The organism is Bacteroides zhangwenhongii, assembly GCF_009193325.2.
Classification (GTDB): Bacteria; Bacteroidota; Bacteroidia; order Bacteroidales; family Bacteroidaceae; genus Bacteroides; species Bacteroides zhangwenhongii.
Window position 1 is genome coordinate 4,474,373 of sequence record NZ_CP059856.1, and the last position, 22,426, is coordinate 4,496,798.

At 44.5% G+C, this 22,426-nt stretch carries 13 protein-coding genes, 1 tRNA gene and 1 pseudogene; 2 read left to right on the forward strand and 13 right to left on the reverse strand.

Going from position 1 to position 22,426, the window contains the following annotated elements; genetic code table 11:
- Window positions 1-3: 3 nt before the first annotated feature.
- Together GD630_RS21605 and GD630_RS17745 are read left to right on the forward strand one after the other, a co-directional pair.
- Window positions 4-204 (forward strand): annotated as a pseudogene (locus GD630_RS21605) (hypothetical protein); the annotation flags it as partial.
- The gene (locus tag GD630_RS17745) at window positions 110-2,665 is read left to right on the forward strand and encodes an outer membrane beta-barrel family protein (RefSeq protein ID WP_143865101.1); all 2,556 of its coding nucleotides are present in this window, start codon (window positions 110-112) and stop codon (window positions 2,663-2,665) included. The pseudogene GD630_RS21605 and the gene GD630_RS17745, both read left to right, overlap by 95 nt.
- A 27-nt stretch (window positions 2,666-2,692) precedes the next feature.
- Here the strand turns inward: GD630_RS17745 and GD630_RS17750 are convergent, their stop codons facing one another.
- The 13 genes from GD630_RS17750 to GD630_RS17810 all read right to left on the reverse strand — a co-directional run bounded on the left by GD630_RS17750 (window position 2,693) and on the right by GD630_RS17810 (window position 22,420).
- On the reverse strand, window positions 2,693-4,063 hold the full coding sequence (locus GD630_RS17750; protein ID WP_143865196.1) for a glucoamylase family protein: 1,371 nt from the start codon (window positions 4,061-4,063) through the stop codon (window positions 2,693-2,695).
- 42 nt (window positions 4,064-4,105) lie between these two features.
- Complete coding sequence (bglX, locus tag GD630_RS17755; protein ID WP_143865100.1) at window positions 4,106-6,415, reverse strand: beta-glucosidase BglX; 2,310 nt, start codon at window positions 6,413-6,415, stop codon at window positions 4,106-4,108.
- Between the two features lie 14 nt (window positions 6,416-6,429).
- Window positions 6,430-7,962 (reverse strand): RagB/SusD family nutrient uptake outer membrane protein, encoded by a 1,533-nt coding sequence (locus tag GD630_RS17760; protein ID WP_143865099.1) that lies wholly within the window; start codon window positions 7,960-7,962, stop codon window positions 6,430-6,432.
- Window positions 7,963-7,974: 12 nt separating this feature from the next.
- A complete protein-coding gene (locus GD630_RS17765) occupies window positions 7,975-11,040 on the reverse strand; it encodes a SusC/RagA family TonB-linked outer membrane protein (protein WP_143865098.1) in 3,066 nt (1,021 codons plus the stop codon).
- 159 nt (window positions 11,041-11,199) lie between these two features.
- Window positions 11,200-11,281, reverse strand: a tRNA-Leu gene (locus GD630_RS17770).
- 71 nt (window positions 11,282-11,352) lie between these two features.
- A complete protein-coding gene (locus tag GD630_RS17775) occupies window positions 11,353-12,414 on the reverse strand; it encodes a S41 family peptidase (RefSeq protein ID WP_143865097.1) in 1,062 nt (353 codons plus the stop codon).
- Window positions 12,415-12,460: 46 nt separating this feature from the next.
- Window positions 12,461-13,327 carry a DUF3316 domain-containing protein gene (locus GD630_RS17780; protein ID WP_007763645.1) on the reverse strand — a complete coding sequence of 289 codons (867 nt, stop codon included), beginning with the start codon at window positions 13,325-13,327 and terminating at the stop codon, window positions 12,461-12,463.
- Complete coding sequence (locus tag GD630_RS17785) at window positions 13,327-15,972, reverse strand: DNA gyrase/topoisomerase IV subunit A (RefSeq protein WP_143865096.1); 2,646 nt, start codon at window positions 15,970-15,972, stop codon at window positions 13,327-13,329. The genes GD630_RS17780 and GD630_RS17785 overlap by 1 nt, the downstream gene beginning before the upstream one ends.
- Before the next feature lie 203 nt (window positions 15,973-16,175).
- Window positions 16,176-17,519: a Gfo/Idh/MocA family oxidoreductase gene (locus GD630_RS17790; protein WP_007763650.1), complete on the reverse strand. Its 1,344-nt coding sequence runs from the start codon at window positions 17,517-17,519 to the stop codon at window positions 16,176-16,178.
- Between the two features lie 330 nt (window positions 17,520-17,849).
- Window positions 17,850-19,175: a Gfo/Idh/MocA family protein gene (locus tag GD630_RS17795; protein WP_143865094.1), complete on the reverse strand. Its 1,326-nt coding sequence runs from the start codon at window positions 19,173-19,175 to the stop codon at window positions 17,850-17,852.
- A 1-nt stretch (window position 19,176) separates the two neighbouring features.
- Window positions 19,177-19,944 carry an FAD:protein FMN transferase gene (locus GD630_RS17800; RefSeq protein ID WP_143865195.1) on the reverse strand — a complete coding sequence of 256 codons (768 nt, stop codon included), beginning with the start codon at window positions 19,942-19,944 and terminating at the stop codon, window positions 19,177-19,179.
- Between the two features lie 52 nt (window positions 19,945-19,996).
- Window positions 19,997-21,406, reverse strand: coding sequence for a putative oxidoreductase C-terminal domain-containing protein (locus GD630_RS17805; protein WP_143865093.1), 1,410 nt, complete (start codon window positions 21,404-21,406; stop codon window positions 19,997-19,999).
- A 9-nt stretch (window positions 21,407-21,415) separates the two neighbouring features.
- On the reverse strand, window positions 21,416-22,420 hold the full coding sequence (locus tag GD630_RS17810) for a Gfo/Idh/MocA family protein (protein WP_143865092.1): 1,005 nt from the start codon (window positions 22,418-22,420) through the stop codon (window positions 21,416-21,418).
- Window positions 22,421-22,426 lie beyond the last annotated feature (6 nt).

The window sequence follows — 22,426 nt, forward strand, 5'->3', positions numbered from 1 at the left end:
TAAGATGCCATTTATGTTTTTGAATTTAAGGTGGACGGTACTCCGGAAGAGGCTTTAAAACAAATAAACAGTAAAGGGAAGATTAATAAAAAACTAAATAATTCTAGTCATGAAACACAGACTATTGCTACTATTACTATTCATGTTCGTTACATCTGCGTTGGGATGGGCCCAGAAATCTGCTCCTCTTTCTTTTACTGTTAAAGGGATACTATTGGATTCCTTAACTCAGGAAGGAGAACCGTATGCAACAATCAGGATTACAAAGAAGAATGCTCCGAATAAGGCCGTGAAAATGGCGGTGACCGGAGCGAACGGACACTTTCAGGAAAAACTGAATGTGGCTTCGGGTGAGTATGTTATTACGATTTCCTCTATTGGCAAATCTCCTATCGTGAAAGAATTTGCTTTAAAACCGTCGGTGAGGGTGGTTGATTTGGGGACTTTATACTCTTCGGAGGCTAACAATGTGTTGAAAGGTGTGGAAATCGTCGCACAAAAGCCTTTGGTTAAAGTGGATGTGGATAAGATTGAATACAACATTGAAGATGATCCGGATTCAAAATCGAACAGTATATTGGAAATGCTTCGGAAAGTTCCTCTGGTAACGGTGGACGGAGAGGATAATGTGCAGGTAAACGGTAGCAGCAGTTTCAAGATACACGTGAATGGGAAACCTAACAATATGATGAGCAACAATCCGAAAGAGGTGTTGAAAAGTATGCCGGCAAATACAATCAAGTATATTGAGGTCATTACTTCACCGGGCGCTAAATATGATGCGGAGGGGATCGGAGGTATTCTGAATATTGTTACGGTGGGTAGCGGATTTGAAGGATATACGGCTACTTTTAGAGGAAATGCCAATAATAACGGGGTGGGTGCGGGTAGCTATGCCATGATAAAACAAGGAAAACTGACCCTCTCCGCCAATTACAACTATAATTATAACAACAGTCCGCGTAGCTATTCCGACAGTTACCGGGAAAATTATGAATCGGACAAAGAGAAGTATCTGGAATCGGGAAGCAGCTCCAAGTCGAAAGGGAACTTTCAATATGGAAATCTGGAGGCTAGTTACGAAATAGATACGTTACGGCTGCTGACGGTGGCTTTCGGAATGTACGGCAGTAATAATAAGAGTAATAGTGACGGAAGTTCCATCATGTATGGAGCCGACCATCAGAGTTTTGCCTATCGGTATAATACGGATAATCATGGAAAAGGCTCTTGGTATTCCATCAATGGTAATGTAGATTACCAACGTACCTCGAAGAAGAATAAGGAACGGATGATTACCCTCTCTTATAAAATAAACTCACAGCCTCAAACAAATGATTCATATAACACCTACTTGGACATCGAACCGGAGGCGGACAGACAGGAAATCGTAGATAATCTCCTGTTAAAGAACTTCCATTCGGATGGAAAAACGAATACGATGGAACAGACTTTCCAAGTGGACTTCACGACTCCGATTGGGAAATTGCATACGATTGAAACGGGTGCCAAGTATATTGTCCGCCGTAATTCCAGCGACAATAAGTTTTATGAAGCCGAAGGAGGAAGTGAAAATTATGTATATACCGAGGATCGTAGTAGCGAGTATCGACATCTGAACCATATTATTTCGGCTTATGCCGGATATACGCTGAAATATAAGGGGCTTACTTTCAAACCGGGACTTCGCTATGAACAGACCGTGCAACGGGTGAAGTATATTGTAGGTCAGGGAGAGGATTTCAATACGAATTTCAGCGATCTGGTACCTTCCGTTTCGTTAGGTATCAAGCTTGGAAAGACGCAGAATCTGCGTGGAGGATATAATATGCGTATTTGGCGACCGGGAATCTGGAACTTGAATCCTTACTTTGACAATCAGAATCCGATGTTTATTAATCAGGGTAATCCGAACCTGAAGAGTGAGAAAAGCCATTCGTTCGATTTGTCTTATAGCAATTTCACGGCGAAATTCAATGTCAACCTTTCGTTGCGCCATTCTTTCAATAATAATGGTATCGAAAGGGTCAGCCATTTGGTTACCGACCCGAATGGAGAAATCTTTGATGGAGACCATAAAGCTCCTCAAGGTGCTCTGTACAGTACTTATGATAATATCGGGAAGAGTAGGGAAACCGGTTTGAGCTTTTATGTGAACTGGAATGCTTCTTCCAAGACGCGGATCTATATTAACGGGCGTGGAAACTACAGGGATTTGCGAAGTCCTTCACAGAATTTGCATAATTATGGGTGGAGCGGTTCCGCTTATGGAGGAATACAGCATACTTTGCCTTGGAAAATCCGTCTGAGCCTGAATGGAGGAGGGAGTACACCATATATTAGTCTGCAAGGAAAAGGTTCGGGTTATAATTACTATGGTTTAGGTTTGAGCCGTTCTTTCTTGAAAGAAGACCGTCTGTCATTGAATGTCTATTGTAACAACTTTGTGGAGAAATACAGGACATACAATAATCATACTGAGGGACAAAACTTTATGTCGAAGAGCTCCAGTAAATATCCGAGCCGGTATTATGGATTCAGTATCAGCTATCGGATTGGAGAACTGAAGGCGAGCGTGAAGAAAGCTGCCCGAAGCATTGACAACAACGATGTCAAAGGTGGAGGAGGTGGAAATGGAAATACCGGTGGGGGAGGGGCTCAATAGCCCGCTCCCGCCAACCGTAATTCCTTTTTATTGTTGTCTCACATCCTGCTTGTTGGTGTTGAAACCGAGCTTGGTGAGTCCTGCTTGCACGTCAGGATGGCTCATGAAGAGTTTCCAAAGCAATCCTGTCCGGTAGTTCTCGATCATGACTGCGATAGGACCTTGATCGATAGCGAGGTAACGTTTCGGATACCAGTTGTCCGTTTCGCTGAAAGCGTCGTAGAACCCGAAGGGACCGAATACCTTATCTCCCATATTATAGAGATGACGCATCACTTGCATCGAATATTCCGGAGTATATACGATGGATGACAGTGCGGCGGTAGGAGAAATGACGCCTTTATCGTCCTGCTCGTTGGGAGAATGAGCGGCATATCCGTCTACGGAATAACTGGCTGTCAGTCCCCAGCAGTCTGCCTCGAACCCTTTGTAATGTTTGGGGTTGCGGATGCAATAAGCCCGGTTAACCAATGTCAGATTGCGCATTTCGTGGAAATAACTGGGACAATACTCATCTTTCAGTCCTACGGGATCGAGTCCCAGAAAAGAGTACTGAGCCCAAAAGAGCGGTCCGGCTTCCGTTCCCTGATAGCGGAGATGCAGTTCGATTCCTTCTACCTTATGCGGAGAAACGATGGCGCCGTTCTGTGCCCATCCGTCATGATAAACGGCGGCAGGTACTCCATGCGTGGGCGAAGCAGCGGCAAGGATATACATAATCATACATTCGTTATAGCCATGTACGGGGAAATCCATTTCCCAGCCGTACGTCGGACTCCAATGCCAGTAGAGCACATTTTGCCCGCCTTTCCGATACCAGTCCCAGTCTACGTCGCGCCAGATACGGTCGATGCGTTGGGCGATCGCTTTTTCTTTCTCATTTCCGTTTACATAATATTGGTGTACGGCAAGGAGACCTTGAATGAGGAAAGCGGTTTCCACCAGGTCGCCTCCATTGTCCTTTTGACCGAAAGGCTTTACTTTTCCGGTGTCACCATACCACCAATGAGGGTATGCGCCGTGAAAACGGTCGGCTTTCTCAAGGAAGGAAACGATACGTTCCATCCGGGCCAATCCCTCTTCGCGGGTGACATAGCCACGATCTATCCCCGCAAGGATAGCCATGATACCAAAACCGCTGCCACCGGACGTGACTACATTGGAGTCATTTTGGGGATATACCCCGTCTACATGGTAACGTTCGGGAGCCAGGCCGCTATTCGGTTCCGCACCTTCCCAGAAATAAAGGAAAGTTCTCCGTTGGACAGTGTCCATTAAGGCATCATCTGTCAGTGTGTCGGCAGCGGACGCATCCGATTGGTTACCCTTGTTTTTGCAATTTCCGAAAGTCAGGATGATGGCCGCAAGAAACACAAGTGTGAGAGGTAATGCACCCATTTCTGACATTCTTCGATATTTATCTTTCATAATGATTTCGCTTTAGTTTAAAGTAAATTTCGCAGATTTTACATCCCGGCTATTTGTGCCGATCATCACCTCAAAATCACCCGGCTCGGCTACCAGTTGCAAGTCATAGTTATAATATCTCAGCATTTCCGGAGCAATCTTGAAACGGACAATCTTCATCTCACCCGGTTGCAGGAATATCTTCTGGAAACCTTTCAGCTCTTTCACAGGGCGGGTACTGCTGCCTACGAGATCACGGATGTAGAGCTGTACCACTTCTGTGCCGGGCCATGTGCCGGTATTGGTAACTTCTACTGCTGCGGTCAGTGAGCCGGTGATGTCCATTGATGAATGACTCAGGTCGATGTCGCTGTAAGAGAAGGTAGTGTAGGACAGTCCGTAGCCGAATGGGTAAAGCGGATCATTGTCCACATCCAGATAATTACTGCGGAACTTCTCAAACCATTTGCCTTCTTTTAACGGGCGTCCGGTATTCTTATGTGCGTAATAAAGAGGAATCTGTCCGACATTCTTAGGGAAAGTCATAGTGAGTTTACCACCCGGATTGACATAACCGAAGAGTGCGTCGCCAATGGCGTATGCAGCTTCACTGCCTCCGAACCACACGTTCAGAATAGCGGGTACATGTTCCTGTTCCCAAGTCAACGTAAGCGGTCGGCCGGTAAATAATACCAGTACCACAGGCTTTCCTGTCTTTAGCAGTTCCTTCAATAAGTTCTGTTGTACATCGGGGATATTCAGATCCGTACGGCTGCTGCTCTCGCCACTCATTTCCGAAGACTCTCCTAAAGCGGCAATGATAATATCCGAACGGCGTGCTACATTGAGTGCCTCGTCCAACAGCTGTTGGTCTGTGCGACCATCACGGTTCAACGAACGGCCGAACATCGTTGCCCGTTCTTCGTATGCGGCGTCACTGATCAGGTTGCTCCCTTTGGCGTACATGATATTCGCTTTTCCTGCTGTCATCTCTTTCAGACCTTCCACCAATGAAGGAGAGCGGTCGAGCACGGCAGCCACACTCCATGTGCCGGGCATATTCGTCCGACTGTTGGCGAGCGGACCGATTACGGCAATATTGCCTTTGGGATTGAAAGGCAATAGCGGATTTCCGTTAGGGTTCCCGTCGGGGCTGTCGTTCTTTAATAAGACAAAGCTTTCTGCTGCAATCCTGCGGGCGGCTTCACGGTGGGCTTTGGTAAAGATGTCACGTGCCGGACGTTTTGGGTCGCAATATTTATAAGGATTATCAAATAATCCGAGTTTATATTTGGCTTCCAGAATACGACGGCAGGCTGTATTCAGTGTCTCCATCGAAACTTTACCTTCTTGAACGGACTTTTTCAGTGTTCCCACAAAGCCCTCGCTTACCATATCCATATCGACTCCGGCATTGATGGCACGTGCCGATACTGTCTGAAGGTCACCGATTCCGTGATCGATCATTTCGGAAATCCCCGTGTAGTCGGTTACAACAAAACCGTTGAAGCCCCATTGCCCGCGCAAAATATCGGTCATCAGCCATTTATTGGCGGTGGCGGGTATTCCGTCTACTTCGTTAAATGACGCCATCACACTGCCTACACCTGCTTCGACGGCAGCTTCGTAAGGCAACATATAGTCGTTGAACATTCGCTGGCGACTCATGTCTACGGTGTTATAATCACGACCGGCTTCTCCTGCGCCATATAAGGCAAAGTGTTTCACACAAGCCATGATTTCATCGTTCCGTTGCATATTCTTTCCTTGATAACCGCGTACCATCGCTTCGGCAATCATGGCTCCCAGAAACGGGTCTTCACCGCTACCTTCGGATACACGTCCCCAACGAGGGTCGCGTGAGACGTCCACCATCGGACTAAACGTCCATGAAATGCCGTCGGCACTGGCTTCTACAGCTGCAATACGGGCGGATTCTTCAATAGCGGACATATCCCAAGTGCAGGATAGACCGAGCGGGATGGGAAACATGGTTTCATAACCATGAATAACGTCCATGCCGAACAACAATGGGATACCCAAGCGGGAACCTTCCACTGCCTGTTTCTGTACATCGCGTATTTTCTCTACTCCTTTTAGATTGAACAGTCCTCCCACTTCGCCTTTTTTGATTTTGGCGGCAATATCACTGCTTTTGGCTTGACCGGTGGTAATCTCCCCGGTGACGGGAAGATTCAACTGCCCAATTTTTTCTTCCAAAGTCATTTTGTTCATCAGTACGTCGATGAAGCGATCCATATCCTGTGGAGACTTTTGTGCCGATACAGTCAGAAGACCTGTGGCAAACAATAGGATGAGTAAACTTAACTTTTTGTATATCATGTTATTATATTTATTTATAGATAATCCGGATTTTGTACCAATACTCCTTTTGACTTATCAATTTCCGTCTGCGGAAGTGGAAGCAAGGCGTTCTTGTCCTGGTAATTTAATTTTCCTGCCGCATGCAACACATCTTTGGCAATCCCCCAACGGACAAGGTCGTAGAAACGGTCGAATTCCATTCCTAGTTCCACGCGGCGTTCGTGACGGATGGCCTCGCGCAACTCTCCTTGATCGGTAGTTGTCACTTTGGGCAGTATATTGGCATTAGAACCCCTGGCACGTGCACGAACTTGCTCCAGGTAGTCGATAGCTTCTCCCGGAATTCCTTTTTCGTTGGCTGATTCGGCTCCCATCAATAATACATCCGCATAACGGATCAGACGAATGTTTACCCAAAAGCCCTTATTGGTATATTCTTTACGCAAAGCCGGATCGGTGTATGCTTTCTTGTTGAAGTAGGCGCCTATCGCCGGAGAAACAGGAGATTCGCCGTAAGGCTCGTTCGTATTCTCCGGAGTGATAGGGTCGCTGTCCGAATGGCGGAAATAAAGCAGAGTGGCATTCTTACGCGGATCGCCCGGTTCGTATGCCTCCGCCATGTGTTCGGTTGCCATGTTCCATCCCCAGCCTAAATCCCACTGATCGGCTCCACGGACACCTTGTACTTCGCAGAACTGGCTACCGATAATATCGCTTTGCGGCAGGGCGGCAGTAGCGGTACATTGTAGTTCGAATATGGAACCGCTGTTGTTTTCACCTTCGTCTGTGAATATCTTATTGTACGGGGTGTTCAGGTTATAAAGGCCTTTCTTGATTACGTCGGTGGAGGCGGTGTACATATTGTCCCAATCGTTACGCATCATATAGGTACGCGCGTGTAAAGAACGTGCGGCTCCCCAAGTCAGCCGTCCTGTATAATCGGAACTCCATGTTTCAGGCAATGACTCTTCCGCTGTTTTCAGGTCGCGGTCTATTTGCTCGTATATCTTATCAGCGGTCGTTTTCGGAATATTGGCCTCCGAAGCGTCGTTGATTTTATAAGTCACCAAAGGCACTTCACCGAAGGCTCTTACTAGATTGAAGTAACAATAAGCACGGAAGAAGGAGGCTTCTCCTTTATTGATGATGTCTTCACTTTCCGTCTGTCCCGTTGTTTCCTTTTCGGCGATAGCGTCGAGAATGTCATTGCATTGATAGATGATGGCGTAATTTTTGCCCCAATAAGCACCTAACTGACCATTGGAAGGAGTGTAGATGAAGTCGTCGTACATTTCGGCCACATCGGAACCGTCGCTGGCAAGACTTCCTTTCTCCGCATCTTCGGAGCGGAAACTATGGATGGCGAAGGCGGGTGTACCGGAGGTTACGTCGAAACTACGCATCATGGTGTATACATTATAGATCTTACCGTTCACTAGTGCGTTCGGATTGTCATCTTCTGTGAACTGTCCTTGCGGACTACGGTCCAGAAAGTCGCTGCAACTGCTCAGAAGCAGTGTGGTAGCGGCAATAAAGGTTGAAAATATATATTTATCCAGTTTCATACAATTATCGTTTTAAAAGGTTAAGTTGATTCCGAAGGTGTAGACTGCCGGTACGGGATAACTGCCGTTGTCCACTCCGAATGCGGTAGCGGTACCACCCAGTTCGGGAGTATAGCCGGTGTTATGTTTCCATGTCTTTAGGTTCTGAATGTTGACATAGACTTTCAGGGCTTGCAGACGTATCTTTGCGAGCAGGCTCTTGTCGAAAGAATATGCTAACTGTACGTTACGGATACGGAAGAACTTGCCGTCTTCGATGTAGTATTCGGAATTCAACGTATTGATGGAATGTTTGGAGTTCAATAACGGTTGGCTGTTGGATGTTCCTTCTCCGTGCCAGCGGTCCATGCGTTGTGCCAGATAGTTGAACTGGGCAAAGTTATAGTTGTCCCATGTACGGAAGATCTGGTTTCCGCCTTGTCCCATCATATCGATACCAAAAGACCAGTTCTTGTAGTCCACGCCGAGCGAGAAACCGTAAGTGACATTCGGTGTCGGATCACCTATCATGGTACGGTCTGCGGGAGTGATCTTTCCGTCGTTATTGACATCGGCGAATTTCAAGTCACCGGGAGTAACTGTAGCAAGTGTATTCTCAGGGGACGATTTGATATCGTTTTCCGATTGATAGACTCCCGCTACCTTATAGCCATAGAAGTATCCGATAGGATAACCTGCCATTGTGTAACTTTGCTGTTTATCTCCGGCAATGATGGAATAACCGTCCTGAACAAGGCTTTTTACTTTATTCTTGATTGTGGTAAGGTTGGCACTGACGGAATATCCCCATTCGCCGATCTGGTCGCGCCAGGTGATCGCCATTTCCACACCTTTATTCTGAATCTGTCCCAAGTTACCGATACCGGGCATTGTTCCGGAGATTCCGGGAACTTCAGCAAGCAAATCTTTAGTGTTCTTCATATAATACACACCTTCGAAATGCAAGCGGTTGCGAAGCATATTCGTTTCAAATCCGGCTTCCCATGCCTCTACTTTTTCCCAGCGGAGGGTAGGATTAGGCAAATAGGCAAGTTGATATCCCGGATAAATGATGGACGGCTTACCGAATACAGCCGAATAGGCATTGGTCAATAGCGGTTCGGCAGGATAGGCCTTGTCCAGATTCTGATTTCCCAATGTTCCGTAAGAGGCCTTAATCTTCAACATATCCAGCCACTTGATGTCCTTCATGAATTCTTCTTCGGTCATCAGCCAACCGCCGCCTAGCGAGAAGAAATTCTGCCACTCATTGCCTGTATAAGAGAATGCGGAAGAACCGTCCCGACGGAATGACCCGTTGAACAGATATTTTCCTTTATAGTTGTAGATGACACGTGCAAGCATAGACACGGTACTGCGTTCCCATTGGGTACTTCCATTGGTTGCCGTAGCGGCATCTCCGATACTGACGAACCATTTATCCGGATCGTCCGGAATCACAAGGCCTACTCCTTGTTTGCGCGCTCCGTCCAGGCGGCTTAGTGAGTTATAATAAGTGGTAAAGCCGGCAGTGGCTGTCAGGTTATGATTGCCGTTGTCGAAACTGTTGGTATAGGTCAGCACATAGTCACTCTGCACTTTCGTCTCGTTTTCCTTGAACTGGCTGACTTCTGTTTTACCTGTTCCCAAAGTGGAAACATCTCCTTTGACGGTGGAGTCGTATACTTTTATGATAGGAGTATAGGTACGTCCGTTGTTGGAAGCGTAGTCCATAGAGAATGTCGCTTTGAAGGTAAAATGCTTCAAGAAGTCCACTTCGCCATAGACATTACCCGACGCACGATAGTTTTCAGCTTTCGTGGTGTTCGCTTTTAAATCGACATCTACCATAGGGTTGTTGATCTGTGCTTTCTGAAAATCGGGCAAAGCGCTGTATAATCCATACTCGTCGTTATATACAGGAGCGATAGGGGTGGAGCGGAGGGCGCCTAACACTTGTTTCGAATCGGCAGGGAGAAGGCGTGCGCCGTTGAACTGGAAGCCTACTTTCAGGAAGTCGGTGATTTTATAATCATTGCTGGCATTGATGGTCACCTTGCTGAATTTCTCATGCTCGATGTTGCCTTGTTCGTAAGAGTAGCCGACACCCAGATAGAAACTATGTTTGGGAGAAGCTCCTGTGATACTGATATTATTGTTCGTGATAAAGGCAGTCTGGAAGATTTCATCCTGCCAATCGGTGTTGGCGTCCCAGCCGGTGTAATCGAACGGGTCATCCTTCTGGTTGGCAAGCTGTTCGCTATACAGTTCTTTGAATTGCGCGCCATTGACTAATTTTACTTTGTCTACCACTTTCTTGAAACCGAAAGAGGTATTTATATTGACCAAGGTCTGTCCTTCTTTTGCTTTCTTGGTGGTGATGATGATAACACCGTTTGCGCCGCGAACACCAAAGATGGCTAGAGACGACGGGTCTTTCAGAATCTCCATCGACTCGATATCTTCCGGATTAAGGAAGTTGATATTATCATTGAATAAACCGTCGACAATGTACAGCGGTTTATATCCATTGATGGAGTTGGTACCACGGATACGGATTTCCGGATCGGCCCCGGCTCGTCCTGAGTTTACAATCTGCACACCTGCCACTTTTCCCTGTAAGGAAGAAAGTGGGTTCATAGCCGGTTTATTGGCTATTTCTTCTCCTTTGACGTTGGTGATGGAACCTGTCAGATCTCTTTTCTTTGCACTACCGTATCCGATAACGACTGTTTCGGCTAGTACTTGCGAGTCTTCTTTTAGGGTGACGTTAATTATGCTTTGTGCTCCTACTTTGATACTCTGTGTGGTCATTCCCACGTATGAAAATACCAATACATCCTCCGGAGTGACGGAGATTGAATATTTACCGTCCATATCCGTAATGGTTCCGGTAGAAGTCCCTTGTACGAGTACCGATGCACCGATCAACGGCTCATTGGCGGCATCTGTTACCGTTCCTGTCACCGTCTTTGTTTGTGCAAAGGCAGAGATAGAACCTAGTAACAGGCAAGTGAGCATAATGAAGCCCTTTAGCCTGATGGCTTTTGTCTGAAGATGTTGTGAAAGTCTAGTCCTCATTGCATTAAATTTTTCCATTTGTTACTATTTAGGTTGAAGTATCTATTCTGTCGCCTGTCGGCGAAAGTAACAAAGGAAACAAACCAAATTCAAAAAAGATTATGAAAAAGGGAAGAATACTTGTTTTTAACAAAAAAGCCCTCAAGAAGAATTCTTGAAGGCTTCTATCTTTTAGTGTGCGGATGATAGGACTCGAACCTACACGCCTCACGGCACCAGATCCTAAGTCTGGCGCGGCTACCAATTACGCCACATCCGCATGCGTCGCTTTTGTTTAGCGGTGCAAAGATAGGAAGATTTTCTGATTTGACAAATAATTCGGTAATAAAGTTATTCACTTAATATTTCAAATGCCCTTTCAATCAGTGCATCCTTCTTTTGTGATTCTGCATCTCCATGCTCTATTCCCTCTTCCAGAATCTTATCCATATTTACGTATACATCTGGCTCTATTCCATTTTCCAGAGGCTTTTTATACTTGTTAAAGTGAGGACTGGCTGAGAAGCGAACACTCCAACCATTGGGTAATTCTGAAGAGAAAGGTAGCCCGGAACCGCCTCCGGTTTGGTCGCCTACCTGAAAAATTCTTTGCTCTTCGTTATCGTTGTTTAGGCTGTGCATGGCATTCACAAAATCGTTCGTGGCACTGTAGCAACGGCGATTGGTAAGTAAAACTACTTTTTTCTGCCAACGGATGCTATTAGAGGGTTCCAGGTAGATCGGCTCCATTTCAGAAAAGTCATTATGTCCCGGACCGGTTTTGTGCCGGATATATCCGGTCAATGTCTTTTCGTTGGTGAAACGGGCGGCAATACGGGTGGAATTAGTCAGGTTTCCTCCTCCGTTGTCGCGTACATCAATGATTAATCCGTTGCAGAGCTTCAAATAATCGAGTACATGGTCTAAATTACCGTCTCCAACTCCGGCACTAAAACTTTCGTAGCGGATATAACCTATATTATTATCGAATATCTTATATTTCAAACCGGCGGATGTACGATAACCGGAACTGGCACTTCCCAAATAGTAATTGTATAAGATATCCTCTCTATAGTTCCAAGGATATCCTTGATACCAGGCATCGTAATATGAAATACGACTGGAGGAGGAGAGGTTGACGTGCCCGTCTTTCAACTCATATAGCATTTGACTTAGTATATCAAACAGGTCGTCATCCGAAATTCCGGGTTTCACCAGTTTTCCATACTTGTCGTGAACAGCGTCCCAATCAATGCCTTTCTCTTCCAGAAAACAATACCGTTCATCAATAATCTTCCATAGTTGCTCGAAGTTTCCTACAGGATCATTGGCGTATTCCTCTTCCCTGATACATCCGGTCACTACCGGAAGACAACAGAGCAGCCAAAGTATTTGTCTAATATTATTTCTCATTCTTAATCTTGTATTAACTCTCAACTCTCAATTTTCAACTCTCAACTTAATAAGCTCTTACCGATGACGGTAAAACACTAGCTCCTTTTTTGTTTCGGATACGGTATAATTCCTTCACAAATCCTACCATAAACACATGCGAGTAGGTGTGTGTCTTGATATTGTTTACATTGGATTGCTGCAAATCAGCCAGATAACTGAAACGCATTTTAGTATATCCTATCGGGAAATCGACGGAGAGCATTTGCCGGAGTGAAGGTTGGTTATGTAAAGAAGTAAACTTGATGACTCCTCCTGCATTTCCCAGCGAGAATATCTCATAATAAGATTGTCCGTAATGAGGGGAAAACATGACTCCCATTACCGGCAAATTCACTTGATAGCGCAATACCATCGGGTAACGTTTGATTTTCAAGTGCCAGATAGCCATTCCCGATGCATCCAGATTGATATATGCCCGTGCCGAAGCCGGGTTGTTTGTGTTCCGAAGATTATAGACAAAACCTCCGTTGGCGTCTATCAATCCTCCTGCCAACAGCTTGAAGTTCTCTGTCAGGCGGAACTGGTAATGGAGCCCGTAGTTCCAGTTCACCAATCCGGAAAATGTATTGTTATTGTCGACACGGTTATGTGTATAGCCGATATCCGCTTGGAAGAAATTCTGTACAGACACATTCCCGTCGAAAAGTTTAGTCATACGGATTGTTTCGCGGGAAACACGGAAGTCGATTCCTTTGTATTCCTGAGGCGAAAGATAAGTATCGAACACGTTCGTAAATCCGACACCGTACATCGTTGCACGTGTTACATAACGGTGGATTTGCAGACTGTCTGTTGTCTGCGCTTGTAATCTTGTGCAAAGGGCGAACAGGATGCATCCTGCCAGCCCTAGATATAGTGTTTGTTTCTTCATCAGAATAACTTCATCTGCCCCGTGATTTCATCAATAATATCGCCTTCGCTCTTGTCGCTGTCCGGATCCAGATTCTCCGGTTCTTCTTCCGGCTCCTCCTGACTCTCTTGTACAGGCTCGGGGAAGCGGGTAGGCTCCAGCTCGTTAATAGTTTCCACTGCGTAGGTGGTGATACGTTTGCCTTTCGCTTTGAAACCTTTGACTGCGATAAATTCTTCGGCTTCAATCTCCAGCGGATCACGGAAGCTATCGTGTCCTCCGAATATAACTTCCAGGCGCGGATAGTACTCGTCCGTCAGCAGAATAAGGCGATTGTTCTTATTCTCTCCCAGATAGTTCTGCTTGCGGTTGGAACCTTCAAAGCAGAAACGTTTCAAATATGGATAATTCTGTTGGTCTGCATCATATAGTGCGGCAGTCCATACCTTGTTGGGATCGAACTTCTCGACAATACTTACATTATCTTCGTAATGGTTGCTCAGGTCGAAGTTGCTGGTATAAAAATCACCGTTGTTCAAGACAACCAATATGGTGTCCTCACTTTGGAATTCTCCGAGATATTCTCCTCTTCCGTCGTAGTTGAGGCGGAGTATATCCCGATCAAACCAGACTTTACGTCCTCCGAGAGTAGAACCGCCTTTCTGTTTCAAGGCGATCTTATGTACCGGGAGCCGGGTGAGGATAATGCCTCGTGCCTGTCTTCCTTTGATACCTACTTCGCTAAAGTCCTGTTCAAAGATAATACGGCGGACACGCGGGTTCGGTTTCAGTGTCACTTTGATGATTTCGGCCTCCCCGTTCGGATTGGCACTGAAATAAGTGATACGTGAGTCCGGAGTTCCTTGAGTGACATCGTATTCACGGTCGCGGACAACGGAGGTTACAGCGAAGCGTTTGACATACGTTGTCCCTTCTTTTCCGTCACGGTATGCCACGTTGTAAATTGTGCGCTTGTCGTTCTTCTTGAATACATTGACATAGAGTACGTTTTTACCGACAAACTTCTTATCGGCGACGGGAGTAACAATATATTTACCGTCGCGGAAGAAGATGATAACGTCGTCAATATCCGAACAGCATGCCACGAACTCATCTTTCTTCAAACTTGTTCCGATGAATCCTTCTTCACGGTTGATATAAAGTTTTTCGTTCGCTTCCACTACTTTGGCAGCTTCGATGGTGTCAAAGTTCCGGAGTTCCGTGCGGCGCGGGAAATTCTTGCCGTATTTGTTCTTCAGCATTTGATACCAGTTGACGGTATAATCTACGATGTGAGCCAGATGGTTATCAATCTCGGCAATTTCCTCTTTCATCTTGGCGATCAGTTCATCCGCCTTGTCTGAATTGAATTTCAGGATACGTCCCATTTTGATTTCCATCAGCTTGAGGATATCCTCTTTGGTCACTTCACGGATAAACTGCGGATAATAAGGTGTCAGACGCTTGTCGATATGTTCGCAGGCTGCATCCATGTCTTTGGACTGCTCGAACTCTCTATCTTTATAGATGCGTTCTTCGATAAATATCTTTTCGAGGGAGGCGAAATGCAATGCTTCCAGTATTTCACTTTTCTTAATTTCCAGTTCCTGCTTCAGTAAATCCAACGTGTTGTCTGCCGACTTTTTCAGTACTTTACTGATGGTTAGGAAATGTGGCTTGCTGTCATCAATGACACAACAGTTGGGGGAAATGCTTACTTCGCAATCAGTGAATGCATACAGTGCATCGATAGTCTTGTCCGAAGAAGTGCCGGGCGCAAGATGTACCAGTATCTCTACGTTGGCAGCCGTGTTGTCGTCTACCTTACGGATTTTGATCTTTCCTTTATCAACAGCTTTCAAGATAGAGTCGATTACTGTTGAAGTCGTCTTTCCGTATGGAATTTCTGTGATAGCAAGTGTTTTATTATCAATCTTAGTGATCTTGGCACGTACTTTCACCGCTCCGCCGCGTTCTCCGTCGTTGTATTTGGCTACGTCGATAGAACCTCCTGTCTGGAAATCAGGATACAACTGGAATTCCTCTCCACGCAGGTAGCTGATGGAGGCGTCGCAAAGTTCGTTGAAGTTATGCGGTAGAATTTTGGAAGAAAGTCCCACGGCGATACCTTCCACGCCTTGTGCCAACAATAACGGGAATTTCACGGGAAGAGTGACCGGTTCTTTGTTTCGTCCGTCATAAGAAAGTTTCCATTCAGTTGTTTTAGGATTGAAGACAACATCCAGCGCAAACTTGGATAAGCGTGCTTCTATATAACGGGGAGCAGCGGCGCCGTCTCCGGTAAGGATATTACCCCAGTTACCTTGACAATCAATCAACAGGTCTTTCTGTCCCAACTGTACCAGGGCATCTCCGATAGAAGCATCACCGTGAGGGTGGAACTGCATGGTGTGTCCCACAATGTTAGCTACTTTGTTATATCGTCCGTCGTCCAGACGCTTCATGGAATGTAGGATACGGCGTTGTACCGGCTTCAAACCATCGTTGATATGAGGCACGGCACGTTCCAGAATAACGTACGAAGCATAGTCCAGAAACCAATTCTGGTACATGCCTGTGAGCTGATGTTTTACGCTTTCGTCCCGTGCGTCCGCCGGTTTGTAATCTGAATGTCCTTCCGGTATCTCGTTGATTTCGTCACTCATAAATTTGTATATACTATTATTTTAACGCATACGCAGGCAAAAATACAAAAATAAAAGAGATTTCGGAAAAGAAAGGGGGATATTCCGAATGTTAAAAGGGTATAAATCAGCTTATGAAAGAAAAGAATAAAGGCATATCTTGGACTAGATATACCTTTATGTGAAATTATAGACCTAATGAAAACGGGAAATGTAGATATGGTTTAAACACGTATTTCCCAACCTTTCTCATACTCTCTTCCCCAAAGCTTATTGGCTTCAAGGTCGTTGAGAATACGGCCGCTTCCCGGATCGATTTGTAATGAATGGCCGACGCGCTGAGCAATATTACCCAATTGTACTAGCTGGGTACTGATACAGGCATCTACAATTCCGGAGTTTAACTTAGTACCTTTGCGGATAGCGTCAAACCAGTTCCGGAAATGAAAAGAATCTAATTTCTCCGAAGGATTTAGCAGGTTGCCGGTTTCAAACTTTAAATCACTCTTTACTTCTTTGATTGTCTTACCTTTGATATCTGTTATTTTATATTCGTTGCCGCCACCGATAAAGATGGTTCCCGTATCTCCATAGAATGCTGTTCCTACTCCATATCCGTCTACCGGCATTGTGTTGCAACTACGTCCCTCCCATGAGAAAGACGCTTCGTCGCCAAATTGGAAAGTGATGAGTTGGGTATCCGGTGTTTGCCAATCATCCTGATAGCGGTAACGTCCACCGATAGAGTCTACTTTTGTGGGGTAGTCTACTCCCAATCCCCAGCGTAGCATATCTACAAAGTGCGTTCCGTTGTTTAAAGCTTCTCCGGTTCCCCAGTTCCAGAACCAATGCCAGTTGTAATGAATAAAGTTGTCTTTGAAATCGGGTACACGAGGAGCGGGGCCCTGCCACAAATCCCAGTCCAGATAATCCGGTACGGGAATTACTTTGCCGGTTCCGATAGATGGGCGGTTGTTGACATACCATGATTTGGCATATCTCACTTTGCCGATAGTGCCCGATTTGATTTCTTCCATCGCTTTGATTACATTCGGGAACGATCTGCGTTGGTTGCCTACTTGAACAACCCGATTATACTTTAATGTTGCCCGTACCAACATTTCATTTTCTGCCGGATTATGGCTGGTAGGTTTTTCCAGGTAGACATGTTTGCCTGCTTGCATTGCCATGATGGCGGCTTTGGCATGCCAATGGTCCGGAGTGGCAATTACTACCGCTTCAAATTCATTGGATTCCAACATCTTGCGTATATCTTTTTCTCCTTTGGGAGTTCGGCCGGTCAGTTTGCGGATAGCGGCCTGGCATTTTTCAAGTGCTCGGGAGTCAACATCGCAAATGTATGTAACTTCACAATCGGGTTGTTTGGCAAATCCTTGAGCGAGAGCATTGCCTCTGGAATTTACACCAATAACTCCGATACGTATTTTTTCGTTAGCTCCCAGAATATCTTGATACCTGTTGGAACCGAATCCCGGAAGAATACTTCCTAAAGAAAGGGCAGCTGTGCCTGCCACTGTTTTTTTGATGAAATCTCTTCTTGTAGTCATAGTATTTATTTTTTCTCAAAATTAGGTGGTTATTGGGATATATGAATGGGCTTTTCCGTCATTTTTCCTTCAAAAAACGTAATTCTTTTATTTTCTCCTTCGGAAAAGGTAGAAAAAAGCATTGTAAATTCCTCGAGGAATCCATAGTAGGAAGTAAATGAGAAAGCTGATGACAATCACATATCCGATTTGGGATATTAATTCAATCCATGGCCGGGTGTAGACAATGACGGCAATGATATTGATGATAAATGCCAGTATGAAACTTAAAAGATAGATATTTCTTTCTCGTTTCAGTTTTTTTGATGTGATGATAATATCTTTCATGATTTAGAATTTCATATAAGGTATTTTATATTCGTCGGGGAAGAGAATGCTGCGTTGCTCATCCATGGCTTGATTGCCAAGCAAGCATAGAACAGTTGAGCAATATGCTTCTTCCACTACATTTTGTGCTTTTTCTCCGGTTATGCAGGATTGGCAAAAAGAAGACAGGATAATATCCGAACCGTCTTTATCTGCTCCGATCATACTTAGCCCACTGTTTACATGAATATCTCCGTCGATGATAAAATGTGGTGTATATTCCATTTTTGTTTCCGGTCTCCAACTCGGTCCTGCGGTTGGTATGGCTGCAAAAACTTTATCTTTTACCTGCCCGATCAACTGTCGGATACCCGATGTTGAATGATCCTCCTCCAGATAATAAATACCTTTTGCCATTTCCATTGTCCCCTTACTTCCGAGTATCTGGTCCTCCATACCGTTGAATTTGTTGGCTATTAGTGATTCGTATGCTATTTTGATTCCGTCGGAGTATCTGTAGGTTACATTGACGCTGTCATATACTTCCCGTCCGTCTTTCCAATATACGATATCCCCCATACCCATAATGGATTCTGGAATCCTTCCGGCTGCCCAATTACAAACTTCCAATTGATGGCAGGCTAGTTCGGTCATTAATCCTCCGGAGCTTTCCTTGTATAGTCTCCAATTGATCTTCCGTTCCAGTTCGGGAGAGGGAACCGGACGACGCCAATCCGCATTACGGAACCAGTGGCAGCGCAGGCCTACCACATCTCCGATAAGGCCGGAATGAATCATTTGCATTCCCTTGATGTATTTTTCATCATACATACGTTGCATGCAAAAATAAAGTGCCTGGTTGGTATGTATGTAAGTGTCGTAGATTTCTTTGCATTCATCTAATGTGCGTGCCATTGCTTTTTCACAAAAGACGTGTTTCCCGGCGGCTAGTGCGTCTAGTACCATAGGAGCGTGCCAATTCAATGGAGTGGAGATAATGACTCCGTCAATGTCTTTGGATTCTAATAGTTTACGATAATCCGTATATGGCTTGGCAGTGGGACAAAGTTTCAACGCCTGTTGAAGGTTTGGAGCATAATTGTCACATAAAGCGACGATTTGCGCATGAGGTATCTCTTTTAGGTTATGAATATGATATTGCCCTCTGGAGCCGGTACCGATTAGGGCTACCCGTGCTTTCTCATGTTTGATCTCTTTTAGTTTTTCCGGAGTGCAAGAGGTAAGCCATGGAGTCGTTGCTAACAAAGCGGTCCCTCCGGCTACGTATCCCAGATTCTTTATGAATTGTCTGAGGCCTAGATCTACTCCCTTTTTGTTTTTATCTTTCATATTATAAATCGTATAGAGTTGCTTGTATATCTTTAAAGTTCTTTGCAATATGCTCCCGTTGCCTGTGGTCGGCAATCATCCAGACTGTACTGAGTATTTCCGCTTTCAAAGGATCGGGGGATAATATGGTACTCGCTTTCCGTTCACCGTTATATATCCCGGTAAGTGGATTGATGATGTGCCGATTGTATTGTAACGTGTTGCCTGAAGTTGATAATGCGCAGTCTTTCAGGTTGAATTCTTTTAAAATGCTTTGATTGTATGGGTTCAGAAAACTTACTTTCCAACAATTGCCGTAAGGATGATGTCCCATGCCTAGTATCGAACTGTTGCCAAAATCTATAAAAGCATTCTGCAAATTTTCTTGTTGGAGGATATTCCTGATTTTTTGTAGTGCATAACCTTTCGCGAATCCTCCGAAATCGAGTGTGAGTTCGGAGGCAGGCAAAGAAATGTGTCGGTTGCAGAATTGTATTTCCGAGAAATCCTTCAACGTAATGTCGAAGAGATGGAACGTGTGTTCATAGTAGTACTGGCAGAGTTGAAGAATATTACCTAATTCAGCGCTGATAGGAATGGGGTTCTGAGAATGTAAGGCGTTGATTTTGCTAACTTCACTTTTCGGGTCAAAGCGATTTAATATTCTATCCAGGTATTCCAGTTCATTTGTGATAGTTACCCATATCCGGTGTAATAAAGTAACATCAGGATGAATGATCAAGATATCAAATCGTGTCCCCATGATATGAGGAATGAATCCATGAAACATGGATTCATTATCATAATATTGGTATCTTGTTGCTGACATTCTATTGATTCATTTATTTATCTCTTGACTTAGCCATTTCTACTGCAGTGGTAGTAATATAGTATTTAGAGATTGTGTTTTCATTCTCCCATTCCGGCATATCCTTGTATTGAAGATAATGCAAGAATGTTTTGGCAACTTTGCTGAAATGAGCTTCATGTCCTGATCTGCATGCTTGTGGAATATCAATCAGATAAAGTCCGTTATTTCTTTCTTTTATAGATAAGAACGGATAAGTATCTTGCAATTCTTTAATGGTTTTCTCCAGCTGAGTCTTGAATGTGGCATTTTCGGTATTTTGGGCTTTTTGGATGTAGAGCTCTTTTATAAATCCGTTCTCTTTATTCTGGACTATTTTTAATGTGGCTTTGCTACCTTTTTTGATAGAGGTGAAGGTGTCTCCACCATTAGTTGGAGGAGTATAGTTCCAAATGACTTTCATTCCTATATGGATTCCTTTAATCGTAAAATTTAATGTTCCATTTGCCAGTACTTCCAATACGTTATTCTTTACGTATTTATGAAGATAAGGAGGAAAAGAATCCATTTGAGTTGATTGGCAGAACTCTGGCAATGTGATTGGAGTGGGCCAGTGTGTAGCTTTGGTTACTTTCACATCCGACAGATAATGGATCGTTTTGTCCGGAAAACACTGCCATTGCACCAGATCAATAAGATGAGTGGTTACATCAGCAATACCTTCACCTTGTTGCGCTGTATCGTAATACCAGGCAGGCCTGATCAATGGTTTGCCGGATACGTTTTTGAAAAAATGGTGAACACTTTCCATAGTGATAGAAGGATTCTCCGGTGAACCTTGCTGTAGTTCGCCGAACAGTTCCTTCTTTTGTAATAATTCTTTTTCTATGATGTTGAGAATATCATATCGCTCTGTCATCAAATCATATAAAAGAAGGTCTTTTTCTTTCGCCAACTGATAAGCTTCAACCAGTAAGTCGAAATCTTGTTGGGTGATAGCTAAAGGCTTATCCGAAAGAACGTTGTATCCAGCCTTGATGGATTCTATTATATATTGTGTCTTTTTTTGATTGTTTCCTGCTAAAACAACAACATCTCCTCTCTGTTCGGTGAGCATCCGGGAGAGATAATCATCTCCTGTATATACTTGGCTTACCCATGAGGTGGGGGCCTCTGCACGCTGGTTATAAGAGTTGATACTTTCCATATATTGGTTGAGTCCTGTCCCTTCGGGAGCATATATGTGGATTGTATCGTTGACATCTGTCAGCGTGTCTTTTTGGAGTAAACTGGCATGGAAATGTCCCGGATCTAAAACGATCAGCTCTATTTTACGAGATTCGTTCGTGTCTGCTTCATTGTCAGCCTGTCTTTTAGATAAGGAGCATGAGGCAATCGCCAATGAAAGTATTAAAAAACCGATATTGTTGTATATGCGTTTCATCCTTTATTCTTACTTATAAGCCTTAATTAATTTCTGTGCATCTTTTCTACCTTTTTGATAAGCTTCTTCCAATGTGACGATTCTTCCATTTTGCTCTTTACTCATATTAGAAGCTTTCATAAAAGTGAATATTTCAATTGTTTCTTCTTTTGAAATAGGTGCAACTCCTGTTTGGAAGAATGTTAGGATTTGTTTGAGGAGTACTTTATATCCCTGATATCCTCCGACGGTTACTGCGCCTTTGGGTGTAAAGGCTGTACCTCCATAAATCTGCGGTCCTTTGGTGATTCCTCGGAATGTGCCGATTCTTCCGTCTTTCCAGCGCCCCACTACAATATCCCCTCTGTCAGAAGACATACGGTTGACAGACTCACATCCTGTACCCATAACAGTGTACAGAGTCTCAACTCCGTGAATCCCATAAAAACCGAAATCCGGATGGGTAGGTTCCACTTTATGTGGAGAATAGCAGTCTGCTCCTAAAATTTTGCCTAATTCCCCATTCCGCAGTTTCTGATTTTGGGGAGTAAACCGCAAGGCAGAGGATGAAAAGATCGGTATGTTGTATCTTTCCGCCATCTCGTAGATAGCAATAGCATCTCCTAATGTAGCTCCGATAGGTTTGTCTATGTAGCAAATCTTACCGGCTTTGAATACCTCCATTGCCTGCTCCAAATGAAGTCGTCCGTCATTTGTTTCCAGAAGTACACAATCTACTTTATCCAATAACTCTGCTATGGAAGAAACGATTTCTACTCCTTGTGCTTTTACTTTTTCAATATATCCGGGAATACGTTCGTAGCTGGATTGAATTGTTTTAGAACCATACGGATAAGCGGCTACTATCCGGAACCCTTTAGAAAAAGTTTCATCGGAACCGCCATTGATCAATTCTGTAAAAGCGGTAGAATGGGAAGTGTCCAAACCGATGATTCCTATTCTCATTATTTTTTGTGCGTATATACTGGTGCTGATCATCAGTAATATAAAGAAAAAAGCGATTCTGTTTTTCATGATTGG

Bases quoted from the DNA above. Each gene is read 5' to 3' on its own strand.
- GD630_RS17785 (WP_143865096.1), bottom strand. From the start codon at position 15,972: ATGAGTGACGAAATCAACGAGATACCGGAAGGACATTCAGATTACAAA.
- GD630_RS17780 (WP_007763645.1), bottom strand. From the start codon at position 13,327: ATGAAGAAACAAACACTATATCTAGGGCTGGCAGGATGCATCCTGTTC.
- GD630_RS17790 (WP_007763650.1), bottom strand. From the start codon at position 17,519: ATGACTACAAGAAGAGATTTCATCAAAAAAACAGTGGCAGGCACAGCT.
- GD630_RS17745 (WP_143865101.1), top strand. From the start codon at position 110: ATGAAACACAGACTATTGCTACTATTACTATTCATGTTCGTTACATCT.
- GD630_RS17795 (WP_143865094.1), bottom strand. From the start codon at position 19,175: ATGAAAGATAAAAACAAAAAGGGAGTAGATCTAGGCCTCAGACAATTC.
- GD630_RS17765 (WP_143865098.1), bottom strand. From the start codon at position 11,040: ATGGAAAAATTTAATGCAATGAGGACTAGACTTTCACAACATCTTCAG.
- GD630_RS17800 (WP_143865195.1), bottom strand. From the start codon at position 19,944: ATGTTTCATGGATTCATTCCTCATATCATGGGGACACGATTTGATATC.
- GD630_RS17775 (WP_143865097.1), bottom strand. From the start codon at position 12,414: ATGAGAAATAATATTAGACAAATACTTTGGCTGCTCTGTTGTCTTCCG.
- bglX (WP_143865100.1), bottom strand. From the start codon at position 6,415: ATGATATACAAAAAGTTAAGTTTACTCATCCTATTGTTTGCCACAGGT.
- GD630_RS17805 (WP_143865093.1), bottom strand. From the start codon at position 21,406: ATGAAACGCATATACAACAATATCGGTTTTTTAATACTTTCATTGGCG.
- GD630_RS17810 (WP_143865092.1), bottom strand. From the start codon at position 22,420: ATGAAAAACAGAATCGCTTTTTTCTTTATATTACTGATGATCAGCACC.
- GD630_RS17760 (WP_143865099.1), bottom strand. From the start codon at position 7,962: ATGAAACTGGATAAATATATATTTTCAACCTTTATTGCCGCTACCACA.
- GD630_RS17750 (WP_143865196.1), bottom strand. From the start codon at position 4,063: ATGGGTGCATTACCTCTCACACTTGTGTTTCTTGCGGCCATCATCCTG.